The organism is Actinomadura syzygii, assembly GCF_008085905.1.
Classification (GTDB): Bacteria; Actinomycetota; Actinomycetes; order Streptosporangiales; family Streptosporangiaceae; genus Spirillospora; species Spirillospora syzygii.
On record NZ_VSFF01000013.1, the window covers coordinates 330,163 to 346,809 of the forward strand.

At 70.6% G+C, this 16,647-nt stretch carries 17 protein-coding genes; 9 read left to right on the plus strand and 8 right to left on the minus strand.

From position 1 onward, the window contains the following. Positions 1-53: 53 nt before the first annotated feature. The 3 genes from FXF65_RS44885 to FXF65_RS33430 all read right to left on the minus strand — a co-directional run bounded on the left by FXF65_RS44885 (position 54) and on the right by FXF65_RS33430 (position 3,291). Positions 54-1,196, minus strand: coding sequence for a hypothetical protein (locus FXF65_RS44885; protein WP_222868862.1), 1,143 nt, complete (start codon positions 1,194-1,196; stop codon positions 54-56). Continuing rightward, entirely contained in the window at positions 1,193-1,726 is a 534-nt protein-coding gene (locus FXF65_RS33425) for an RNA polymerase sigma factor (RefSeq protein WP_148354050.1), read from the minus strand. Before FXF65_RS33425 ends, FXF65_RS44885 begins: the two co-directional genes overlap by 4 nt. A gap of 62 nt (positions 1,727-1,788) precedes the next feature. Beyond that, positions 1,789-3,291: a glycosyltransferase family 39 protein gene (locus tag FXF65_RS33430; RefSeq protein WP_187412636.1), complete on the minus strand. Its 1,503-nt coding sequence runs from the start codon at positions 3,289-3,291 to the stop codon at positions 1,789-1,791. Between the two features lie 226 nt (positions 3,292-3,517). Here FXF65_RS33430 and FXF65_RS33435 point away from each other — a divergent pair, with 226 nt between their 5' ends. From FXF65_RS33435 to FXF65_RS33455, 5 genes are all read left to right on the plus strand, one after another. Then, the gene (locus FXF65_RS33435) at positions 3,518-3,907 is read left to right on the plus strand and encodes a hypothetical protein (protein WP_148354052.1); all 390 of its coding nucleotides are present in this window, start codon (positions 3,518-3,520) and stop codon (positions 3,905-3,907) included. Positions 3,908-4,033: 126 nt separating this feature from the next. After that, complete coding sequence (locus tag FXF65_RS33440) at positions 4,034-5,206, plus strand: 4-hydroxybenzoate 3-monooxygenase (RefSeq protein WP_222868863.1); 1,173 nt, start codon at positions 4,034-4,036, stop codon at positions 5,204-5,206. 156 nt (positions 5,207-5,362) lie between these two features. Continuing rightward, complete coding sequence (locus FXF65_RS33445; protein ID WP_148354054.1) at positions 5,363-5,956, plus strand: COG4315 family predicted lipoprotein; 594 nt, start codon at positions 5,363-5,365, stop codon at positions 5,954-5,956. 1 nt (position 5,957) lies between these two features. Continuing rightward, positions 5,958-6,470 carry a COG4315 family predicted lipoprotein gene (locus FXF65_RS33450; RefSeq protein ID WP_222868864.1) on the plus strand — a complete coding sequence of 171 codons (513 nt, stop codon included), beginning with the start codon at positions 5,958-5,960 and terminating at the stop codon, positions 6,468-6,470. Then, the gene (locus tag FXF65_RS33455; RefSeq protein ID WP_148354055.1) at positions 6,463-6,921 is read left to right on the plus strand and encodes a hypothetical protein; all 459 of its coding nucleotides are present in this window, start codon (positions 6,463-6,465) and stop codon (positions 6,919-6,921) included. Before FXF65_RS33450 ends, FXF65_RS33455 begins: the two co-directional genes overlap by 8 nt. 77 nt (positions 6,922-6,998) lie before the next feature. Here FXF65_RS33455 and FXF65_RS33460 read toward each other — a convergent pair whose 3' ends face one another. Beyond that, positions 6,999-7,583, minus strand: a complete 585-nt coding sequence (locus FXF65_RS33460; RefSeq protein WP_148354056.1) for a CGNR zinc finger domain-containing protein — start codon at positions 7,581-7,583, stop codon at positions 6,999-7,001. Between the two features lie 79 nt (positions 7,584-7,662). On the opposite strand from FXF65_RS33460, the gene FXF65_RS33465 reads away from it, so the two are divergent. After that, a complete protein-coding gene (locus tag FXF65_RS33465; protein ID WP_148354057.1) occupies positions 7,663-8,913 on the plus strand; it encodes an MFS transporter in 1,251 nt (416 codons plus the stop codon). A gap of 69 nt (positions 8,914-8,982) precedes the next feature. Here FXF65_RS33465 and FXF65_RS33470 read toward each other — a convergent pair whose 3' ends face one another. Next, positions 8,983-9,294, minus strand: a complete 312-nt coding sequence (locus FXF65_RS33470) for an EthD family reductase (RefSeq protein WP_148354058.1) — start codon at positions 9,292-9,294, stop codon at positions 8,983-8,985. Further along, positions 9,287-9,430 (minus strand): hypothetical protein, encoded by a 144-nt coding sequence (locus FXF65_RS44090; protein WP_187412637.1) that lies wholly within the window; start codon positions 9,428-9,430, stop codon positions 9,287-9,289. Before FXF65_RS44090 ends, FXF65_RS33470 begins: the two co-directional genes overlap by 8 nt. A gap of 92 nt (positions 9,431-9,522) precedes the next feature. Here FXF65_RS44090 and FXF65_RS33475 point away from each other — a divergent pair, with 92 nt between their 5' ends. Then, positions 9,523-10,425 carry a LysR family transcriptional regulator gene (locus FXF65_RS33475; RefSeq protein WP_148354059.1) on the plus strand — a complete coding sequence of 301 codons (903 nt, stop codon included), beginning with the start codon at positions 9,523-9,525 and terminating at the stop codon, positions 10,423-10,425. Positions 10,426-10,549: 124 nt separating this feature from the next. Here the strand turns inward: FXF65_RS33475 and FXF65_RS33480 are convergent, their stop codons facing one another. Continuing rightward, positions 10,550-12,562, minus strand: coding sequence for a DNA translocase FtsK (locus tag FXF65_RS33480; protein ID WP_148354060.1), 2,013 nt, complete (start codon positions 12,560-12,562; stop codon positions 10,550-10,552). 307 nt (positions 12,563-12,869) lie between these two features. On the opposite strand from FXF65_RS33480, the gene FXF65_RS33485 reads away from it, so the two are divergent. Together FXF65_RS33485 and FXF65_RS33490 are read left to right on the plus strand one after the other, a co-directional pair. Further along, the gene (locus FXF65_RS33485; RefSeq protein ID WP_148354061.1) at positions 12,870-13,292 is read left to right on the plus strand and encodes a hypothetical protein; all 423 of its coding nucleotides are present in this window, start codon (positions 12,870-12,872) and stop codon (positions 13,290-13,292) included. A gap of 128 nt (positions 13,293-13,420) precedes the next feature. Further along, positions 13,421-15,484, plus strand: a complete 2,064-nt coding sequence (locus tag FXF65_RS33490) for an ATP-binding protein (protein WP_187412638.1) — start codon at positions 13,421-13,423, stop codon at positions 15,482-15,484. Positions 15,485-15,659: 175 nt separating this feature from the next. Here the strand turns inward: FXF65_RS33490 and FXF65_RS33495 are convergent, their stop codons facing one another. Continuing rightward, on the minus strand, positions 15,660-16,646 hold the full coding sequence (locus FXF65_RS33495) for a sigma-70 family RNA polymerase sigma factor (protein ID WP_148354063.1): 987 nt from the start codon (positions 16,644-16,646) through the stop codon (positions 15,660-15,662). Between the last annotated feature and the right edge of the window lies 1 nt (position 16,647).

Genomic DNA, 16,647 nt, shown 5'->3' on the forward strand with positions numbered 1-16,647 from the left:
CACGGCGCCGGGAGGTAAAACCCCCGGAAGCCCCCCGGAACGTTTGGCGACAGTCACCAGGCGATGAGGCCCAGGTCGCTGCGGCGCAGGTCGGGGAGGCGGCGGAAGCGGCCGTCGTCCATGCGGAAGACGGCCCGGTCGTGGCGCGAGCTGACGAGGAGGTGCCTGCCGGTCGCGTCGAGGGTGGCCCGGAAGTCCACCGGCGCCGCGGGCGCGATCTGCCTTTCCGTCATGCGGGCGAGTTCCGGGAAGGACGACCTCTCGGACTCGGGCCTGTCGGACAGGGTCACCTTCATGATCGAGATGGAGCCGAACCTCCCCAGGTCGTCGGTGTTCTGCTGGATTGCCGCGATGGTCCGCCCGTCCGGAGAGGGCCTGAAGGACGAAAGGTCGGGGACGCTGTGCAGGACGACGGGGGCGTGGAAGAGGGTGGTGTCGGTCGTGCCGGTGTCGAGCCGGCGCAGGAGGAAGCCGTCGCGCTCGGGCCTGGGGGTCTCCGGAGCGTTGGTGGCGAGGAAGAGGCTGCGGCCGTCCGCCGCCCATGCCGGGGACTGCACGTAGTCCATCGACTCGGCCGTCTGCGGCGGCAGCCGCCATCCCCGGCTGGTGCCGGACGAGGCTTCGACGACGGTCAGGTCGTCGAAGTCCCCGCAGTCGCCGGGGTCGTAGAAGACGATCGCGACGCGGCCGCCGTCCGCCGTGGCGGCCATCTCGTCCACCTGGGCGTTGTACCTGCCGGGCAGGGCCGTCCTCGTTGCCACGGTCCCGTCTCGGCGCAGGGTCACCTTGTCGATGCGGGTGCGGCAGGGGGCCGTCTCGGCGGCGAGGAAGGCGGTGCGCCGGTCGCCGGAGAGGGCGAGCGCGGCGTAGTGCCCGGTGCGGGCCGGGATGTCGTCGATCAGGCGTCCGGTCCAGGAGTCGAAGACCCCGACGCCGCCCTTCCGGTGGGTCGCCAGGAAGAACGGGGGGCCCTCGTGCGCGCCGAGCGTCTCCGGGCCGCGCAGCACGCCGCGCAGGACGACGGTCACGGCCAGGACCGTGACCACGGTGAGGACGGCGGCGACGGGCACCGTCCACCGTCCCGCCGGGCGGCGGCGACGGGCGCCGACGGGCAGGTTCAGCGGCGGCAGCGACTCGCGCGTCACGTCGCGCGTCTCGGCGGCGGCGGCGTCCTTCAGCAGCCGTTCGACGTTCACGGGGTCTCTCCCAGCATGCGCTCAAGGGCGGTGCGCCCACGGGACGTGTTGGACCGGACGGTGACCCGGCTCACCCGCATGACCTGAGCGGTCTCCTCCTCGGACAGGTCGAGGACGAACCGGAGCACCAGCGTCTCCCGCTGCTTGTGCGGCAGCCGGCGCAGCGCGTCGAGGACCTCCCTGCCCTGCTCCCGGTCCAAAACCCGGCTCTCGGCCGACGCGACGGGCGGGTCCTGGACGCCGGGCAGGCGGCGGCCCCGGCGGCGCAGCACCGACCGGCAGTTGTTGAGCACCGACGACCGCAGATAGGTGAGGGCCTTGTCGGGGTCCTTCAGCCGTCCCCACCGCCGGTACAGGCCGAGGAAGGAGTCCTGGACGACGTCCTCGGCCGTGGGCCTGTCGCCGACCATCACCAGTGCCAGCCTGACCAGGTCCAAGGCGTGCGCTTCGTACAACCGCGTCACCGCCGTCTCGGCGGAGCGCTCCGCTAAGTCCGGCGGGCCGTCCTGGCGGAAGTTGAGGAGGCTCACGGGTAGGAGACGCGGCCGGGCCTCCGATGTTGCACGGGCGGACGATCTTTTTCCGGGGCCTTCTACCGCTGGTACAGCGTCAGCGTGATGCCGGTGACGCGCCAGACGCTCGCCTGCCGGTAGTTCCGCTGGAGGGCGTCGACCTTCGCGCGGTCCTGCGGGACCAGGGACGGCATGCGCCAGGGCCCCTCCAGCAGCCAGACCCGGTTCGTCCCGGCGCTGGTCAGGCGGCGGCCGATCTCCGCCGGGTCGTACTCCTCGCCGCCGAAGTTGCCCGCCTCGGCCGGGGTCCGCCGCATCGTGACGTCGCGCAGCCCGTGGAACTCGTCCGGGTACGCCTCGGCGATGGACCGCCGGTCGGCCGTGATGAAGACGATCGCGTCACCCGGCCGGGACTCCCGCTCGACGATCTGCGCGGCCCCGCGAAGGTTGTCCCACCATTTCTCCGGACGGCGCTGTTCGACGTGCAGCGGCTGCAGCAGGACGGCCATCACGACGAGCGGCGCGAGCCACGTCCGGTAGGGCAGCCGGACGAGCCCCGCCGCGGCCAGCAGCGCCATGGCGGGGAGGCTGCCGATCACATAGCGGTATGTGTAGAACGGGTGGAACTGGGAGACCAGGAGCAGCACCGTCGCGGGCAGCAGCAACCACGGCACGGCCAGCGCCTGCGGGCTGATCGGTCCGCGCGACCGCGCCGTGATCAGTCCCACCGCGATCGCGGCGCCGAGCAGGTACGCCACGATCGGAGGGCCGGTGAACGTCTCGACCAGGAAGCGCACGTCCAGCCATCCAGGGCGGGTCAACCAGTCCAGGGCGTTGCGCTGGGTCACGGCCAGCGCCATCAGCGGGCTCACCGCGACGACCGCTCCGCCCGCGGCGGCCGACCAGGGGCGCAGCATCGTCCTGGTGCGGCGCGTCAGCAGCAGGGTCACCAGGTGGGCGGGCAGGATGAGCAGCGCGAACAGGTGGACCAGCCCCAGCAGCGCGATGCCCGCGCCGTAGGCGGCGTACCGGCGCCGGGAGCCCCGTTCCGCCAGGTCCACGAAAAGCACGGTCAGCCACACGGTGAGCGCCGCGACCAGCGAGTAGGACCGGGCCTCGTGCGCGTAGTGGCTGGCGAACGGAGCCCCGGCGCAGATCAGCCCGGCGATCAGCCCCACCGGCCCGGACATGATCTTGCGGCCGAGGACGGCGATGCCCGCCGCCATGGCCGCGAACGCCGCGATCGACGGGATCCGCAGCGCGAACTCACTGGCCCCGAAGACCTGGATGACACCGTGCATGAACAGGTAGTAGGCGGCGTGGACGGCGTCGATGTGCCGGGCGCACCACAGGATGTCGGGGACCGAGCGGCGGGCGATCTCGGCCGTGATCGCCTCGTCCCGCCACAGCGGCAGCCGCGCGGCGCCCCAGACGCCCATCGCCAGCGCCAGCAGGGCGGGCACCGCGGGAAGGAGCCAGGCCCTCCACCGCTCCCACCCCGCGTCCCCGCCGCGCCCCGCGTCTTCGATCGGCGGATCGGGGCGCTCGACGGTGGCCGGACGTTCCCCCCGCAGAAGATCCAATTGTGAGTTCACGGTAAGAGACGCAATGAGCCCCCCACCCTGTTGCATCCCCTTGACCCCTAATTTCGATCAAGTGCGCGTTGTGTCGGGGCGTCCGGATCGTCGTGCGTCGCTGGAGGGCCAATGACCTGCACGGCTCGTTGTACGGGTTCCCCCGGATACCCCTCCCGTTCTTCACTTGCTGTAATTGATCAGCAACTGACAGCAACGATTGAGGGTTTATGCGATGACCACCTTCAGCTATCGCCGTTGGTCGGGGACGCGCGCCGCGGTCCTGGCGGCGACCGCCGTCATCGGCACCGCCGCCATGACGGCGATCGGCGCGCCCGACGCCCCGGCGGCCAGACGCGACCTCCACGGCTGCACCGACGACCGCGTGTGCGTCTACCCGGGGGCCGAATGGAGCAAGGACCGTCCCGCGATCCATCACTCCGCCACCCGGATAGTCAACCTCGGGGGCTATCGCGGCAGCCACCGCGTCTTCAACAACGCCTACCGCGCGACGGTGCGATTCTGCACCGGCTACAGCGGTCAGGGTTGCGGGGCTCCGATGGGCCCCGGCCACTGGACCGACAGAAACCTCACCTCAATCAATTCACTCGTGATCCAGAGATAGGGGCGGGCCGGGTGACGGCGGCGGGCGCCGACGCGCCGCAAAGGACCTGCAGCGAAGAGGTGTTTCGGTCCTCGCGCGATGACGGCGGACTCCTGCCGACGGGGCTCGGTGCGATACATGTCGGGTATGCGCGAGAGCACTCAGGTCGTCATCATCGGGGCAGGTCCGGCGGGACTGACCCTGGCCAATCTGCTGCGGCGGACAGGCGTCGCATGCGTGGTCCTGGAACGCCAGAGCCGGTCCTATGTGGAGAAGCGGCAGCGCGCGGGCGTGCTCGACCACTCCGCCACGCAGGTCTTCGAGGAATGGGGGCTCGCCGACACCCTCCTCGTCGGCGTGCCGAACGACAGCACGCTGGAGTTCCGCATCGACGGGGAGCCCCACTACCTGGACCTTCCCGCCCTGTCAGGCGGCAGGGCGGGCCGCATCATCCCGCAGCAGTTACTCGTCACGCGGCTCGTCTCCACGTTCCTGGACGCCGGAGGCGACCTGCGTTTCGACGCCGACGAGGTGACCCCGCACGACGTCAACGGCGACCGTCCCAAGGTCACCTACCGGGACCCGGCCGGGACGGTCCACGAGATCGCCTGCGACTACGTCGCCGGATGCGACGGCCACCACGGCGTCAGCCGGGCCGGCGTGCCCGCGACGGCCGTCACCACCTACTCCTTCGACCACGAGATCGGCTGGATCACCGTCCTCGCCGACGCCCCGCCGCCTCGCCACCCGCTCTTCGCGATCAGTTCGCAGGGCTTCGCCGCGCAGTTCCCGCGAGGCCCGGCCGCCAGCCGCTTCTACCTCCAATGCGCGCAGGACGGCACGCCCTCCGACTGGAGCGACGAGCGCGTGTGGCGGCAGTTGCGGCTCCGCCTGGGCGACGAGGCCCTGCCCACCGGGCCGATCACCGAGAAGGCCGTCGTGGAGATGCGCAGCTTCGTCCTCGACCCGATGCGGTACGGCAGGCTCTTCCTCGTCGGGGACGCCGCGCACATCATCACCCCCATGGGCGGCAAGGGGATGAACCTGGCGATCGGCGACGCGAACGTGCTCGCCCACGCGCTTCGCAAAGCCTTGGACGACGGCGATGAAAGCGAACTCCACGACTACTCCGCCGTCCGTCTCAAGAAGGTATGGAACCAGCAAGAATTCTCCCGCTGGCTGACGGAGATGACGCACGACGCCGGAAACGCCACGCAGGCAGGGACATTCCGCCGCCAACTGGCCAGAGCGCGCCTGGACCGCCTGTTCACCTCCCGCCCCGCCGCCCACGCCTTCGCGGACCTGCTGACCGGCGACTGATCCGGCCGACCACCCGGCCGCCGCTTCCCTCATAGCCGGGCAAAAGCCTCTCCCGAAATTGCAAGTCACGCTATTGGGCCGGTCTTAGGGGTATGCGACGCCGAGGCAAGAAATATCGGCGGACCCGGCTCCGCGTTCTCGGAGGGAGGGACACAAATGTCTCAGGCACAGAAGACCGACCCGGCGCACCGGCCGCGGCGGCGCCGCATCGTAGGGGTGCCGCTCGCGGCGGCGGCCCTGGCGGCGGCCTTGCTGGAGGTCGCCGGGTGCGGCGGCGGAGGATCGTCCGCCACCAACCAGGCGGCGACCTCGACGGTCCAGTCCCCGTCCCCGACCCAGACCGGCGCCGCCACCGGGGAGACGATCAAGACGGCGACCGTGGGCAACCTCGGCCAGATCCTGGTCGACGGCGAGGGCCGGACGGTCTACCTGTTCGAGAAGGACAAGGGCACCACCTCGTCCTGCTCGGGGTCGTGCGCGGCGGTGTGGCCGCCGGTCGCCACCTCGGGCCAGCCCAAGGCCGGTTCCGGGGCGGACGCGAAGAAGCTGGGCACCACCCGGCGCAGCGACGGCTCGACCCAGGTCACCTACGGCGGACATCCCATCTACTACTACGCGCCCGACGGCACCGCCCCCGGCAGCGCCAAGGGCCAGGGCCTCAACCAGTTCGGCGCCAAGTGGTACGTGCTCTCGGCGTCCGGGAACAAGGTCCAGTCGAACGGCGGCGGCTCGAACGGCGGCGGCTACTGACATGCGCCGCCGGTGGGCGGCCCGGCTCCGCGGCGCGCTGATCGTCGGCGCGCTGGCGGCGCCGGTCGCCGGATGCGCGATGGCGACGAACTCGCTGCACCCCGGCCGGGCCGAGATCAGCACCGAGCGGGTGTCCTCGCTCGGGCAGATCCTGGTGGACGGCCGGGGCCGCACCCTCTACCTGTTCGTCGCCGACCTGCCGAACCAGTCGAGCTGCGACGGCGCGTGCGCGGCGATCTGGCCGCCCGCGACCTCGGCGGGCCCGCCCACGGCGGCCGGCGCCGCCCAGCAGTCGCAGATCACCACGATCGCCCGTCCCGAGGGACCGCGCCAACTCGTCTACGCGGGACACCCGCTGTACTACTACCAAGCCGACACCGGACGCGGCGACATCCGAGGCCAGGCCCTCACCCAGTTCGGCGCCGAATGGTACGCCGTCTCCCCGCAGGGCCAGCAGGCCGAGGGCGGCACCGGCTCCGGCCAGGGGCTCCGGGCGGGTGATAGCGGTGCGTGACCTACTCCGCTACCTGGCCGCGCTGCTGCTGTTCGGCGTCGGTGCGGTCCACCTGTACGAGTACTTCGCCGACTACTACCGCGTCATCCCGATCATCGGCATCCTGTTCCTGATCAACTTCGCCTCCGCGGTGGCGCTCGGCCTGGCCTTGGCCAGCCCGTTGGGTTCCCTGCCCGGCGTCGCATCAATCCCGATCCTGGGCCGCGCACCCCACGCGCTCATCGCGGCCGGCGCCATCGCGTTCGCCCTCGGCACGATCATCGGCCTGCTGATCACCGAGAACACCACACTGTTCGGATTCCACGAATACGGCTACCGAACAACGATCGCCCTAGCCCTGGGCCTGGAATCAGGCGTCATCATCGTCCTGGCGGCCTACCTGGCCCTCGAATCCCGCCACCCCCACCCCACCCCAGCCCGCCCACCCCGCAGCCTCAGCCCCGAACAATGACAAGCGCAATAGTGCGGGCCCTCCACCATCCCGGCCTACCGCCGCATCTCAACGCACCCGTGACCTCAATATGGTCTTCAGGTTCGTGCGCGGCGGGTGCGTAGGGTGTCTTTCTTGGCCTGGTTTCCGCAGGTGTTCATCGAACACCAGCGGCGGGTGCCCGGTCGGGAGGAGTCCAGGAACAAGGCGTTGCAGTCGTGACCGGCGCACCGGCGGACCCGATCGATGGCCGCCGAGGTGACCAGGTCCAGCGCGTCCCTGGCCATCAGGGCCAGGGACGCGAGCACCGGTTCGTCGGCGTGCCAGCGCAGGCGGCCGGAGGCGTCCAGCCAGGGAGCGGGGACCGGCAGCGCGGCGAGTTCGTTGACGGTCTCGCGTGCCCGCGAGGGACACGACTCGATCCCCGCAGGGGTCACGGCGGCGTCGATCAGCTCGTAGATCGCCTCACGTAGCACGCGCGCGCGGGCGTCTTGGCCGGGTTCACCGGTGGCCTCGCCTACGGCGAACGGGGCGAACTGGACTACCCAGGCCCGCACCGCGGCCAGGTCCGGCAGCTCTTCCTCCGCTCCGGGGGCACCGCGGTGGCGGAGGGTCCGGATGAAGTCCAGGCACAAGCGGCCCGCTCCGCTTCGGAAGACGGGAGCGGGCGTCGCGGCAGTCATGAACAAACACACTACCCGTGGAACCGGTTTAACCGGTACCGTGCGAACCGGTTAAACCGGTTCCGAATGCGAGGTTCTCATGACCAGCGAACATCAAGGGCTCGGCTCCCCCGGCACGGTGCCAGGACGCCGGTTAGTCTTCCTGCTCGCGCTCGCCTGTGGCGTCGGCGTGGCCAACATCTACTTTCCGCAGGCGATCGTCCCGCTCTTCGCCGACGGGCTGAGCGTCTCGCCGGGCAGGGCCGCGACGGTGGTGACCGCAGCCCAGGTCGGCTACGCCACCGGGATCTTCCTGCTGGTGCCGCTGGGCGACCGGCTGATGCACCGGCACCTGATCGTCGTCCTGCTGGCGATCACCGGCCTGGGCCTGCTCGTGGCCGGGACGGCGTCCACGCTGCCCGTGCTGGTGACCGCCAGCGCCCTGACCGGCGCGGCGACCGTCGTCCCGCAGATCCTCATCCCGATGACCGCGGGGCTGGTGCCCGACGACCGGCGAGGGGCGGTGACCGGAACCCTGCTCAGCGGTCTGATCGGCGGAATCCTGCTGGCCCGCACCTTCGGCGGCGGCCTCGGGCAGTGGCTCGGCTGGCGCGCTCCCTACCTGGTCGCGGCGGCGGTGGTGTTCCTGCTCGCGCTGGTCCTGGCGTGCGCGGTGCCCACCACGACTCCGCCATCGCGGGACCGCTATCCGGCACTGCTGGGCGCGCCCCTGCGGCTGATGATCGCCGAACCCGACCTTCGCCGCTCATGTCTGTACCAAGCGCTGATCTTCGCCGGCTTCACCGCCAGTTGGACGAGCCTCGCGCTCCTGGTCACCGGCCCGAAATACGACCTCGGCACCTCCGCCATCGGGCTGATCGCGCTCGTCGGCGCGGCGAGCATGTTCTGCACCCCCATCGCCGGACGCAGCACCGACCGCCGCGGCCCCGACACCGTCAACCTGGTCTGCATGCTGGCCGTCATCGGCGCCGCCGCGCTGCTCACCACCGGATCCCTCGGCAACACCCTCGGCCTGATCGGACTGACCGCGGGAATGCTCATATTGGACGTGGCTGTGCAGTCAGGCCAGGTCGCCAACCAAGCACGAATCTTCGCCCTGCGCCCGGAAGCCCGCAGCAGGCTCAACACCGCCTACATGACCTGCGCGTTCCTCGGGGGCAGCGTCGGCTCCTGGCTCGGCGTACGCGCCTACACCGGCCTCGGCTGGACGGGAGTGTGCCTCCTGGTGAGCATCCTCGCCGGACTCGCTCTTACCCGACATCTCATCGCCTACCGCACACCCGGCCCTCGCCCGGAGCAAACACCCGACGCCGCCCCTATTCGAGGTTGAAGTTCCCGACGGCCACGCCAAACCGGCCGTCGCGCGGACCGAACGCGGCCCGGGGCGTACCGGCCTGCCTCAGTCGGTGCCTTCCTTCACCGGATAGTTGATGACGACCGCACCGCCGGTGGCGTAGTTGGCGACATCGGCGGCCAGCCGTCGGGCTTGCGGCGACGCCTGCGCCGCAGCAAAGGCGGCGGCGTCAGCGAAGTCGCCTTCGAAGACCGCGAAATACGGCGTTTCTCCCGTGGTCGCCGCCACGTCGAAGCTGTAGCGCCACGCGAGCAGGCCGGGCCAATCCATGACCAGTGGAAGGTGGTTTGTCACGTAGTAGTCGCGGAAGTGGTCAGGGTCGGCGGGCTTGGGATAAAGGACCACCAACTTATGCATGACGGCCTCCGCCCAGAGACGCGACCACAACGCCGGGCTCGGTGGCCGCGGCCTTCGCGAAAGCAGTGAGGGCGGACTCGAAATCGGCGGTGTGCGTGAGTTCGACGTCCAGAACTTCGGTCGGTTGAATCGTCATATCCGCAGGTTAAGGCTTGATGTGCGGTCGAGGGAAAGACCGGTACGGGATAGACTCAGAACGGATCGTTATCAATCGGCAGGGAGGGGCACGTGGCCCCGGATACGGTGAGCCTGCGGTACTTCCTGGTGCTGGCGCAGGAGTTGAACTTCACCCGCGCGGCCGCACGGATCGGTATCGCACAGCCCGCACTCAGCGCCCGGATGCGCCGATTGGAAGCGGAACTCGGTACGGCCCTGCTGGTCCGCAACACGCGAAGCGTCGTATTGACCGCGGCCGGTGCGGCTTTGGCGGAGACCGCGCCGCCCGCGCTGGCGGCTCTGGACCGGGCATGGGACACCGCTCGGAGCGCGGGGGCCGGTGAACTGGGCACGCTGCGCATCGGATACAGCCTCAGCACCGGGGCCGAGACGGCACCGGCCCTGGTGGACAGGCTGATCCGCGGCAACAGCGGACTCCAGGTCGGCGCGGTCCCGATGGCGACACCGGAGATCTCCCCCGCGGTCGCCGACGGCCGCATCGACGCCGGGATCACCCGCGGTGAACAGCCGGGCCGTGGCGTACGCCGGTTTCTGCTGCGTCGCGAGCGCGTCGGCGTCCAGCTGGCGCAGCACCATCCGCTGGCCGAACACCCGGAGATCGAGATCGCCGACGCGGCCGCGTATCCGCTGCGCCTCCCGGACCGTGCGGCCAACCCGGTGATCCACGATCAGCTGTCCGCACTGTTCCAAGACACCCGACCGCACCCCCGATTCCACACGCCCGCAGTCTCTTTCGACATGTCCCAGCGCGACCTGCGCGACGGGGCCACCCTCGCCCCGGCCGGAGAAGCCGCGGTCACGACATCACCGGCCGGTCTCACCTGGCGACCGCTGCGGGACGCGCCCAGCCTGACGATCCACCTGGTCCTCCCACGCGAGCCGTCACCACTACACCGCCGCATCCGTGCGGTCGCCAAAACCCTGGCGCACGAGCTGAACTGGCTGCCGGACTGACGCGCAAGAGGTCAAGCGAGACGGATGTCTGCGGTGGCGAGGCCGAAAACCTTGCGCCCGGCAGACTTCGCGGACGTTGTGCTTCTTTGGGAACTCCCAGGCTTTCGTGACCTGACTGTTGGGCTCAACCGGACTGAACACGTCCCTTGTGGTTCGTCTGCATCTGCGCCTTGCAGTGGTCGACGATCGCGTGGATCTCCTTCTCGGCCACGTAGGCGTTCTGGATGCGCATCGGCTTGCTCGCGCCCATCGGCCAGAACAGCGCGTCACCCTGCCCGACGAGCTTCTCCGCGCCCGGCTGGTCGAGGATGACGCGACTGTCGGCTAGCGACGACGTCGCGAACGCCAACCGGGACGGGACGTTGGCCCTGATCAGCCCGGTGATCACGTCCACCGACGGCCGCTGGGTGGCCAGCACCAGATGGATGCCGGCGGCGCGGGCGAGCTGGGTGAGCCGCACGACCGAATCCTCCACCTCGCGCGGCGCGACCATCATCAGATCGGCCAGCTCGTCCACGATGACCAGCATGTACGGGTAGGGCGCATACACGCGCTCGCTGCCCGGCGGCGCGGTGGGCCTGCCCGCCTTCACCGCCTTGTTGAAGTCGTCGATGTGCCGGAACCCGGTCGCGGCCAGATCGTCGTAGCGGCGGTCCATCTCCTCCACGACCCATTCGAGGGCCTCGGCGGCCTTCTTCGGGTTGGTGATGATCGGGGTGATCAGGTGCGGGATGCCCTGGTACATCATCAGCTCGACCCGCTTGGGGTCGACGAGGATCATCCGTACCTCGTCCGGGGTGGCGCGCATCAGGACCGAGGTGATGAGCCCGTTGATGCACGTCGACTTGCCCGCGCCGGTCGCGCCCGCGATAAGGATGTGCGGCATCTTCGCCAGGTTCGCCACCACCGTGCGGCCCTCAACGTCCTTGCCGAGCCCCACCACCATCGGATGGTGCTCGTTGGTCGCGGCGGACGAGCGCAGCACATCGCCGAGACTGACGATGTCCTTGTCGACATTGGGGACCTCCACCCCGATCGCCGACTTGCCCGGGACCGGGGAGATGATGCGCACATCAGCACTCTTCACCGCATAAGCGATGCTCCTGGTCAGCGCGGTGAACTCCTCGACCTTCACGGCCGGGCCGAGCTCGATCTCGTAGCGGGTGATCGTCGGACCCCGAGTGAATCCGGTGACATCAGCATCGATGTTGAACCGCTCGAACACCGCCCGCAACGCACTCACCACGGTGTCGTTGTCCCTGGTGCGCGGCTTGGTGACACTGCCTGGACGCAGCACCGACAGGTCCGGCAGGACGTACCGGACGGTCACCGGCGAGATCAGCCGCCCAATACGTCGCAATTCGCGTGCTACGGCGGCAGCGTCGGCAGGGCGGTCTTCGGGGGTCTTGGCGAGCAGGGCCAGCACGAGCGCGTCCAGATCAGCGGGGGTGTCGGGCCGCAGCGCGCGTGGGGAAGGGGCGGGTCTGGCCAGGTGCTGGGCGACGATGGCCTGCAGATCGTCGCCGGGGAAGACGTACCGGCCGGTGAGCATGTGGAACAAGGTGCAGCCGAAGGCGTAAAGGTCGGCCCGCCCGTCCAGAGATTTGCCGGCGGCCTGCTCGGGGGCCATATAAGCGAAAGTGCCCATTCGGACGCCTGTCGCAGATAGTCCCGCAGTGGCGCCCTGCAGTCTGGCGATGCCGAAATCGCAGATCTTCACCTGTCCGCTTGGCAACAGCATCAGATTGGCCGGTTTGATATCGCGATGCACAACCCCGGCCGCGTGCGCGGCCGCCAGCCCTTCGGCCACCTGGGCCCCGTAGTCCAGTATCCGCTCGATGGGCAGACCGCCGGGTTGCCCTTTCAGAATCTCGCGCAGGTCCTGACCGGTCAGCAACTCCAGCACAAGGAACGGGCGCCCGTCTTCCTCGCCGACGTCGAAGACCGCGGCGATGGCCGGGTGGGACAGGCGGGCGGCCGCCCGACCCTCGCGGCGGAACCTGCCCATCGCCTGGACCATTTCGCTCTCATCGCGCCAGTTGGGCAGCAGCACTTTCAACGCGACAGGACGCTCCAGCGACAAGTCGAGCCCGCGCCATACCTCTCCCATGCCGCCGCGCCCCAGCAACGTCTCCAAGCGGTACCGGCCCGCCAATTCCAGTCCTGGCCGCACTATCCCGCCCTCGCCCCGTCCACCGCCCCAACTGAACGGCTCCCACCAACCCTAGGACATTTCACCGGCCGCCCCCTGGGGCCGCTCCGTCGCCGGGCCGCGCGGCGCTGGTGGCCGCTAATCGGACGGAAAGCGGCGGGTGAACGGTCTGCGATATGGACGGCGTCCGTTCGTACCTTCCTGGCATCGGACGGCGGGCCGGACGCCTCGGGGCGGACGTCCGCCGACCCGCCGGGAGGACCCGGCGGGGATCATGGAAGGGGCTGGAGCGATGACCAAGACCGAGACCCAGGACCGGCCGAGGCGGCGGGGGCGCCGCGCCGCCACCGGGCTGGCGCTGGCCGGCGCGGCCACACTGGCCGCGCTGGCCGTGCCCGCCGCGGCGTTCGCCGGCGGCGGTTCGATCTCCAACACCACGCTGCGTCCGGGCGACGAGGCGTGCGTGGCGGCGCACGCCGTCAGCTCGGTGAGCGCCTCGGGCAGCGCCAACGCGCCCGGCCTGAAGTTCAAGATCATCGGCCAGAGCGGCGCCGTGGTGACGGGCTCCGGCTCGCCCGGCCCGGTGACGTCCTGGGGGGCGCAGACCCAGGTGGGCTGGTACAACTGGCAGGGAGAGGGCGACTACACCGCGTGCGCTAAGAACAACGGCACGTCCAACGTGCGTCTGAACCTGCTCGTCCTCAACACGGTCTGAGCATGCCGCGCGGGCCCGTCCGCCCGGACGGGCCCGCGCCGCAGTGAGGCTGACCTCCCTGCCAGGTAAGGCGGGATGCCGGAAAGATGGGGGATGTCCCGGGTGTCGTGGTCAAGGGGGCACCGCGCATGGCCCAGCGACTCGCCGACCGGCTCGCCACCGCCCGCCGCCGTGGCTTCGTCGGACGGCAGGACGAACTCGCGCGGTTCCGGTCGTCCCTTGAGAACGAGGACGCCCCACGCGTGGTGTTCGTCCACGGGCCCGGCGGTGTGGGCAAGACGGCGTTACTGCACCAGTTCGGATGGCTGGGCGAACGGCAGGGCCGCCGCTGCGTGTGGCTGGACGGCCGGGAACTCGCCCCGGTGGCGTCCGCCGTGGTCGCCGCCCTCGGCGCCCAGATCCGCGGCGGACCGGACGAGGACGAAGACCCCCTCACCGCGATCGGAGAGGTCCCGGACTTACTGCTCCTCATCGACACCCTGGAGGCGCTCGCGCCGCTGGACCGCTGGCTGCGCGAAGAACTGATCCCCCGCTTACCGGACGACGCGCTGGCCGTCCTGTCCGGACGGGAGCGGCCGTCCCTCGGTTGGCGCGCGGACCCCGGCTGGCGGGAACTGCTGGAGACCATGCCGCTGGACAACCTCGGCCCGGCCGACGGACGCCGGATGCTGGCCGCACGCGGATTCCCCGACGCCGACAGCGACACCGCGCTCGCCTTCACGCGGGGCCACCCCCTCGCCCTGGCCCTGGTGGCCGACGCCCGCGTCCAGCGCCGCTCCACCGTCGCGCCGACCACGCCCGACGTCATCGCGGCACTGCTCAGAAGCTTCGTGGACACCGTCCCATCCCCCGACCACCGGGCGGCGCTGGAAGCCTGCGCCCAGGTCTTCGGGCTGACCGAACCGCTGCTGGCCGCCATGCTCGACCGGTCCTCCGCCGCCCCGCTGTTCGAATGGCTCCGCGGCCTGTCGATCATCGAGTACGGCCCGCGCGGGCTCTACCCGCACGACCTCGTCCGCGAGGTCCTGGCCGCGGAGGCGCGCTGGCGCAACCCCGACGGCCACGCGGCCGTCCAGCGCAGGGCCGCCGCCTACTACCGCGCCCAGTTCCAGCGGGCCGGTGGCGCCGCGCAGCAGGACCTGCTGCTGGACTTCGCGTACCTGCACCGCGACAGTTCCGTCCTGAAGCCCTTCCTGGGAAAGATGGGGCCGGGCGGAACCGACGCCGACACCTTGCAGGCGACGACGGCGACGGAAAAGGACCGTCCGATACTGCGGTCCTGGGTGCTGGCGCACGAGGGACCCGCGTCCGCCGACCTGTTCGACCACTGGACGGCGCGCCAGCCTCAAGGCTTCCTGGTGGTCCGCGACGAGGAGGGCGCGCCGGTCGGCTTCTCGCTCCAACTGGCGATCGAGGAGATGGACGACGGCGACCGGAGAGCCGACCCCCTCGCGGCCGAGGCCACCGCGCACCTGAACCGCAGCGGCGGGCTGAGCGGACCGGAGACCGCCCGGCTCGTCCGCTTCTGGATGGACCGGGACGCCTACCAGGACATCTCCCGCGTCCAGACCTTCATCACCTTGCAGTTCTCCCGGGCGTACCTGTCGATACCCTTCCTGGCCTGGACCTTCCTCACCTTCCGCGACCCGGACTTCTGGGCGGACGGCTGCGGCCACCTGGACTACCACCGGATCCCGTCCGCCGACGTCGAGGTCGGCGGCCACCGCTACGGCGTGTACGGCCACGACTGGCGCAGCGTGCCGCCCCTCGCCTGGCTGTCACGGATGGCGGACCGCGAGGCCAGACCACCGTCACCGCCGGGCCAGCCGCCCCTGGAAAGACCGGAGTTCGCCGAAGCCGTCCGGACCGCGCTGCGCGACCTCGGCAGGGCGGACGGCCTGCGCGACTCCGCCCTCCTGCGGACGGGCCTGGCGAACCCCGCGAACGGGACCGACCGTCCAGCCGCCCTCCGCGACGCGATCCACGAGGGCGCCGCCCTCCTGGAGACGTCCCCCCGCGACCGGCGGGCCTTCCGCGCATTGCACCACACCTACCTGCGGCCTGCCGGAACCCAGCAGTTGGCGGCCGAACTCCTCGGCCTCCCGATGACGACGTACCGCCGCCACCTGGCCGCAGGCATCGAACGCCTGACGGACATCCTCTGGCAAAAAGAACTCGACACCCGCCACTGACGCGGCCGCTGATGTAAGCCTCCAGGTCGGCGACGACTAAGGTCCCCCGAGTCATCCGACAGTCAGTGACCAACACCCTGGGCTGAACCGGGGCAGTGGTCTGCACGGCCTTCGTCCAGTTGCGCCGATGTGCCCGCTCTCGACAAGTTCACGAAGGGGCGCTCGTGGGTGCGGGTCATCTGGTTTGAGGCGGTTCCCAGGTGGGTGGGAGGCCGAATCTGGCGAGCAGGTCGGGGCCGCCTCCGAAGACGGTGATGCGGGCGATGCCGTGGGGTGTTGTGGTGAGGACGCCGAGGCCGAACGCGCGGTGGGTTCCGTCGGTGTCGCGTAGGTAGGCGGCGACTGCGGGCTGGCCGTTGGCGAAGGTGGGGGTCATCTGCCAGTCGCCGGGCGATCCGCTCACCTGGGCGAGGTAGGGCAGGCAGGTCGCGATGCCGGAGAACCAGGTGCGGCTGCCGACCATCTCGATGGCGGCGTCGGCGCGCAGGGCTCGTTCCAGCGCTTGGGTGTCGGCGTTCTGGAAGCCGACGATGTACTGCTCCAGCAGTGCGCGGGCGCGCGGAGCGGTGGGGTCGGTGAGTCGCTCGCGTTCGGGAGCGGCCTCGTCGAGACGGGCGCGGGCCCGTTGCAGCGCGCTTTTGACCGCCGGGATCGTGGTGTCGAGCATGGCCGCGACCTGGGCGGCGGGGAAGCCCAGCACTTCACGCAGGAGCAGCACGGCACGCTGCCGGGGCGGCAGGTACTGCAGTGCGGCGATGAGCGCGAGCCGCAGGTGCTCGCGGGCGGCGACGATCGCGGCGGGGTCGTCCTCCTGCGGGGTGACCAGCGCGTCCGGGATCGGCTGTAGCCACGCCACGTCCGGGTCCGCCCCGTGTTCAGGGAGGACGCCGGGGTCGTCGGCCGGAGCCCCGAGGCCGGACGGCAACGCCCGCCTGCCGCGGTCGCGCAGTGCGGTCAGGCAGGCGTTGGTGGCGATGCGGTACAGCCAGACCCGCAGCGATGACCGTCCCTCGAAGGTGCCGTAGGAGCGCCAGGCCCGCAGATAGGTCTCCTGGACGAGGTCTTCGGCTTCGTCGAGCGATCCGAGCATCCGGTAGCAGTGCGCCAGCAGTTCGCGCCGGAACGGCTCGGTGCTGCGGGCGAACTCGTGCTCGTCGGGCACC

Excerpts from the sequence above, each read along its gene's own strand:
- FXF65_RS33435 (WP_148354052.1), top strand. The coding sequence starts at position 3,518 with ATGACCACCTTCAGCTATCGCCGTTGGTCGGGGACGCGCGCCGCGGTC.
- FXF65_RS33440 (WP_222868863.1), top strand. The coding sequence starts at position 4,034 with ATGCGCGAGAGCACTCAGGTCGTCATCATCGGGGCAGGTCCGGCGGGA.
- FXF65_RS33445 (WP_148354054.1), top strand. The coding sequence starts at position 5,363 with ATGTCTCAGGCACAGAAGACCGACCCGGCGCACCGGCCGCGGCGGCGC.
- FXF65_RS33450 (WP_222868864.1), top strand. The coding sequence starts at position 5,958 with ATGCGCCGCCGGTGGGCGGCCCGGCTCCGCGGCGCGCTGATCGTCGGC.
- FXF65_RS33460 (WP_148354056.1), bottom strand. The coding sequence starts at position 7,583 with ATGACTGCCGCGACGCCCGCTCCCGTCTTCCGAAGCGGAGCGGGCCGC.
- FXF65_RS33465 (WP_148354057.1), top strand. The coding sequence starts at position 7,663 with ATGACCAGCGAACATCAAGGGCTCGGCTCCCCCGGCACGGTGCCAGGA.
- FXF65_RS33470 (WP_148354058.1), bottom strand. The coding sequence starts at position 9,294 with ATGCATAAGTTGGTGGTCCTTTATCCCAAGCCCGCCGACCCTGACCAC.
- FXF65_RS44090 (WP_187412637.1), bottom strand. The coding sequence starts at position 9,430 with ATGACGATTCAACCGACCGAAGTTCTGGACGTCGAACTCACGCACACC.
- FXF65_RS33485 (WP_148354061.1), top strand. The coding sequence starts at position 12,870 with ATGACCAAGACCGAGACCCAGGACCGGCCGAGGCGGCGGGGGCGCCGC.
- FXF65_RS33490 (WP_187412638.1), top strand. The coding sequence starts at position 13,421 with ATGGCCCAGCGACTCGCCGACCGGCTCGCCACCGCCCGCCGCCGTGGC.